Annotated in this window: 2 protein-coding genes; both read left to right on the top strand. The window is 71.3% G+C overall.

All coding sequences use genetic code 11. The features are described 5' to 3' along the window. The first annotated feature begins 195 nt into the window (after positions 1 to 195). Positions 196 to 609, top strand: coding sequence for a hypothetical protein (locus AC08ON_RS14395; protein WP_476607946.1), 414 nt, complete (start codon positions 196 to 198; stop codon positions 607 to 609). A 31-nt stretch (positions 610 to 640) separates the two neighbouring features. Continuing rightward, the coding region (locus tag AC08ON_RS14390) for a radical SAM protein (RefSeq protein WP_476617149.1) at positions 641 to 1,133 on the top strand (493 nt) is incomplete at its 3' end.

Below are 1,133 nucleotides of genomic sequence, written 5' to 3'. Positions count from 1 at the left end.
GGCCGAAATACCCGCTGGAGGTGGAGCCGTGCAACCGGACTCACCCCCGGGGCGGCCGAGCGATGCCGAAGGTGGGGGCGCCCCGATCCCGAATGTCGGGGCGCCACAACCGCCGACCCGCCACGCCCTCGTGCTTCCGCTCAGACGCCCGATAGTCGCGTGGCAGGACGCCCCCACACCCTCCCTGGAGAAGCCGTGACGAACCCGCCGCCGTTCACTGCCGCGTTCACCCTCGCGCCACACGACCTGTTCGGCCAGGACGTCAAGCACCACAAGGCCCTGAACCTCAGCGACGAGCAGGTGAAGATCCTCACCGAGGAGTGCACCCGCTACCAGGGCACCGCCGACACCAACGTCCGCCAGATGGCGCGGACCGTCGCGCTCGTCCACCACCTCCTGTACGGCGGCACGCTGCCCACGACCGAGCAGATGGAGGAGATCGACCGCCAGCTCGTCCAGTGGGCGGCGCTCGCGCTCGAACTCGCCCGCGCCCAGGTCGCCGGCACCTACCACGGGATGAAGGCCCTCACCCCCGACCAGCTCACGCAGCGCGCCGCCCTCCACCAGGGCGGCGAGCTCCATCCCCCGCGAGCCCTCACCGCCCACTGATCCCCACCGCATCCACCCGCAAGGAGAACAAGTGACCACCACCCTTGCCCCACCGCCGATCGACCGGCTGTCGCTGGAGCTCACCGGCCGCTGCCAGCTTTCCTGTTCCCACTGCTACGCCGACTCGGGCCCGGCCGGCGGGCACGGGCCGATGACCGCGGCCGACTGGGCGGAGGTCATCGACGCTGCCGCCGAGCTTGGGGTCCGCCTGGTGTCGATGATCGGCGGTGAGCCGACGTTGCACCCGGCGCTGCCCGAGCTTGTCGGCCGGGCGCTCGACACCGGCATGACGGTGGAGATCTTCACCAATCTGGTCCGGATCCCGGATGGCCTCTGGCCGACACTGACGCGGCCTGGGGTACGGATGTCCACCAGCTACTACACCGCGGACCAGGCCGAGCACGACCGGGTCACGGGCCGGCGCGGAGCCCATGCGCCCACCCACGCGAACATCGTCGAGGTGCTGCGCCGCGGCATCCCGCTGCGCGTCAACATCGTCGGTGACGGTGAGGCCGCGGACCGGG

It is taken from the genome of Frankia sp. CoWAU3, from assembly GCF_977971855.1.
The sequence above is the reverse complement of the archived record's forward strand: the minus strand, read 5'-3'. Positions and strand labels throughout refer to the sequence as shown.